Annotated in this window: 4 protein-coding genes; all 4 read left to right on the top strand. The window is 45.3% G+C overall.

What is annotated here, in order from left to right:
• The coding region (locus tag J7K79_RS07675; protein ID WP_366932607.1) for an ABC transporter substrate-binding protein at positions 1 to 969 on the top strand (969 nt) is incomplete at its 5' end.
• 51 nt (positions 970 to 1,020) lie between these two features.
• On the top strand, positions 1,021 to 2,025 hold the full coding sequence (locus J7K79_RS07670) for an ABC transporter permease (RefSeq protein ID WP_296907153.1): 1,005 nt from the start codon (positions 1,021 to 1,023) through the stop codon (positions 2,023 to 2,025).
• Between the two features lie 16 nt (positions 2,026 to 2,041).
• On the top strand, positions 2,042 to 2,920 hold the full coding sequence (locus J7K79_RS07665) for an ABC transporter permease (RefSeq protein ID WP_296907151.1): 879 nt from the start codon (positions 2,042 to 2,044) through the stop codon (positions 2,918 to 2,920).
• Between the two features lie 14 nt (positions 2,921 to 2,934).
• On the top strand, positions 2,935 to 3,884 hold a 950-nt coding region (locus tag J7K79_RS07660), incomplete at its 3' end, for an ABC transporter ATP-binding protein (RefSeq protein WP_296907147.1).

The raw sequence follows: 3,884 nt of genomic DNA, 5'->3' as shown, positions 1-3,884 counted from the left end.
GTTAGATGGGCTCTCGCGCTATCCATAGATATAGTAAAGTTGGCGATTTCCACGTACGATGGAATGGTCGCTATGACCCCTGGCCTTCCATTGGTTGTGAATAAAAACTTCTATGAATGGTACTTCAAACGACTGGAACCATGGCTTGAGAATCTCACGCTCGATCTTGGAAACGGGGAAACTTTCAAACCATGGGATCCTCAGGCTCCTTGGAGACTTCTTGATTGGGCGCGGAAGATGTACAAGGTAAACATCGATCCAAATAACGAGGAGGAAGTACGCTTGACTCTGGGTTATGGCTGGTGGAAATACGCACCAGATGTAGCAGAGAAACTGTTGAAAAAGCATGGATTTTACAGGGACAAAGATGGAAAGTGGCATCTTCCCAACGGAGATCTGTGGAAGATAACGATCCTCAGGGGACCCGATCCAACTGACATGGCAAACATCGTCATAGAAGGAATAGCAGAACAATGGAAAGAGTTCGGAATAGAGGTTGAGTACAACGTTTCCGCATCTGCTTCAACACTTGCAGGAGAAGGACAATTCGAGGTGGTCAACACTGCACATGGAGGATTTGCAGGAGAACCTTGGGGATTCCATCCGGATCTTTACAGATGTTTCAATGCCTTCAGGAGTGATTTCGTGAAACCCATTGGCGAGTTGACCCTTGGAAGTGCTTTGAGGTGGAGTGACCCCAGAATGGACAAAATCATAGAGGAACTGGAAAGGACAGACTGGAACGACTACGATAAGATCATAGAACTCGGTGTTGAAGGATTGAAAATAGAGATTGAAGAAATGATAGCGATACCGGCGTTCAACTGTCCTATAACAATCGTCTTCGACGAATACTACTGGACCAACTTCCCAAGCCCAGACAACGACTACGCGAGGTGTGATAATTTCACGACGTGGCCACAGCTAAAATACCTCCTTCATAAAGTTCAGCCAACCGGCAGAAGATAAAACTGACGGGGGTGGAACACTCCACCCCCATTCTTCAAGGAGGAACGGTGAATGGCGTTCATCAAAGGCTATCTCATTCCAAGGTTGTTACAGTACTTCATTGTGACGTTTCTTGGACTCACAGCGATTTTCTTTTTACCAAGGTTACTTCCTGTAGATCCCATAAAGCAACAACTCCAACAATATCAAACCTTTGGTGTCTACATTCCTCCCGAGCAGCAAGAAGAAATGATGAGAACATTGAAGCAGCTTTACGGTCTGGAGGGAACCCTATGGGATCAGTATGTGAATTTTTGGAAAAGGTTGTTCACAGGAAACTTTGGACCCTCACTTTCCAGATACCCAATTCCTGTTACAAAGCTCATTGCACAGGCTCTTCCCTGGACAGTGGGGCTGCTTTCTCTCACAACGATTTTGAGCTGGATAGTGGCTGTAATCGCCGGGGGAATTGTGGGTTACTATAGAAAACGCTGGATGGAAGCTCTTGATGTGATTGTTATGATCATAAGACCCATTCCATACTACGTGATGGCTTTGATTTGCTTGATTCTTTTCGCCTATATCTTTCCTATTTTTCCTTTGAGCGGTGGAATAGGGGTGGGGCGTGAGCTTACCTTCAGTTTAGAAACAATCGTTAGCATCCTAAAGCACGGCACTTTACCTGCTCTTACGCTCCTGATAGTGGGCATCGCCTGGCAATTTCAGAGTATGAAACTGATAGTCCAGGTCGTAAAGTCTGAGGATCATGTCTGGTACGCAAAAACAGCAGGAGTAATAGAAAAGATGATAGTGCGCAATCACGTGATCAGGAACGCTATGCTTCCTATGATAACTCAGCTGGGCCTTCAATTTGGAGGAATATTCTCTGGGGCGCTGATCACGGAGATGGTTTTTGCGTATCCGGGAATAGGATGGATCCTGTACGATGCCATTATGAAGGCCGATTATAACCTGATCATGGGGATCATGTGTATCTCCACAGTTGCCGTAACTACTTCTATTCTCCTTCTGGATCTTGTTTATCCTCTTTTTGATCCGCGAGTGAGATACCGATGAAGGTAAGGTGAAGATCATGGGGCGAATTCGAGGAGTCTTTAAAGATCTTTTCAGAGATTACAGATTCACGGTTGCTTTCGTCGTACTGATTTTTCTGTTGTTCCTTTCAGTGTTGTCCTATTTTTCGCCTTACGATCCCGTAAGGATCTACCAAGTACCGCGCGGGCTTCCTCCTTCACTTGAACATCCACTAGGTACCAACTGGCTCGGGCAGGATGTTTTCTGGCGACTCACTTGTGCGGTGAGAAATTCACTGATAATAGCTGTTGTCACAGCGTTGTTTTCACGCGCAATAGCTGTTTTCGTGGGAATATTAGCGGGTTATAAAGGGGGTGGGGTGGACCGTATTTTGATGACAATAGGGGATACAACTATGGTTCTTCCGTTTTTGATCGTGCTCATTGTGATCTCTATGATTCTCAGAGACTGGACAAGATCTTTTTTCAATTTAGGTCTTCTTCTTGCTTTCTTTTCCTGGGCTTGGGACGCAAGAGTAATAAGATCGCAGGTGCTCAGTTTAAGAGAAAGGGATTTCACGTTTGTTGCGATTCTCTCTGGTATGTCAACGTTGAGGATTGTTTACAAGCAATTGCTTCCTCACGTTCTCCCAGTTATATTTACAACGTTCATAAACAACATGGCATGGGCAATAGGTATGGAGATCACACTTGCTTACCTGGGGCTCGGTATCGATCCCACTGTTCCTACCATTGGAACCATGCTTCAGAGAGCGATTTACAGACAGGCTCTCTTCCTCGGACTCTGGTGGTGGCTGGCTGCACCGATTGCTGCCGCAGTTCTGTTGTTCATTGCTCTCTACTGGTTATCCACCAGTATAAGTGAGTATCTGGATCCGAGAGCTCGTTTTCAAAGGATTGGCTTTGGAAGGAAATAACGGAGGTGTCATAGGTGGGCACAACTATTCTTGAAGTAAGGAATCTCACGAAGGTGTTCACTGTGGGATCCTGGATATTCAGAACAAAAATTGTCGCGGTTGACGATATATCTTTTTCTTTAAGAAGGGCAGAGATATTCACTCTGGCAGGGGAAAGTGGATGTGGGAAGACAACAACAGCACGAATGATTTTGGGATTCGAGGAACCGACATCTGGTGATATTGTGTTTGAAGGTGTAAGTATCCATGAATGGAAAAAGAAAAGGAAGGAATTCATGAAAAAAGTGCAGGCGGTGTTTCAAAATCCATTCGAAGGTTTCAATCCCCTTCTCAGCATAGATGACATATTCTTCGAGACAATACGTAACTACGCCCTTGCTTCCACAAACGATGAGGCTAGGAAGTTGATCGACGAGAAACTAAAGCTTGTCGGATTGAGTTTTGAAAACATAAACGGGCGCTATTCAAGTGAACTCTCTGGAGGACAACTTCAAAGGGCTTTGATCGCTCGTGCTTTGCTGAGTAATCCTTCACTTTTGATAGCAGATGAACCCGTCTCCATGGTGGATGCTTCTCTCAGAATGTCTATTGTCAATCTTTTTGCTCGGTTGAGGGACCAGCTTGGAGTGAGCGTTGTTTACATTACCCACGATCTAGCAACGGCTTATTACGTAAGTGATCGCATAGCAATCATGTTTCGAGGGGATATCGTGGAAATGGGACCGGTGGAAAAAGTGCTGACAGATCCTAAGCATCCGTACACGCGCCTACTGCGCGAGTCCATACCAGAACCCGATCCTGAGAAGAAATGGAGGGAAGAAATCACCATAGCAGATACGGAATATGAAGAGTACCTGAGAAAAGGATGCAAATTTGCAGGAAGGTGTCCTGAAGTAATGAGTGTTTGTAAAGAGGAAAAGCCTCCTGAGATTATGGTAGATGGTTCCATGGTGAGGTGTCATCT

This window comes from Thermotoga sp. (assembly GCF_021162145.1).
Taxonomy (GTDB): Bacteria; Thermotogota; Thermotogae; order Thermotogales; family Thermotogaceae; genus Thermotoga.
The sequence above is the reverse complement of the archived record's forward strand: the minus strand, read 5'-3'. Positions and strand labels throughout refer to the sequence as shown.

Coding starts and splice junctions, on each gene's coding strand:
- J7K79_RS07670 (WP_296907153.1), top strand. CDS start 1,021: ATGGCGTTCATCAAAGGCTATCTCATTCCAAGGTTGTTACAGTACTTC.
- J7K79_RS07665 (WP_296907151.1), top strand. CDS start 2,042: ATGGGGCGAATTCGAGGAGTCTTTAAAGATCTTTTCAGAGATTACAGA.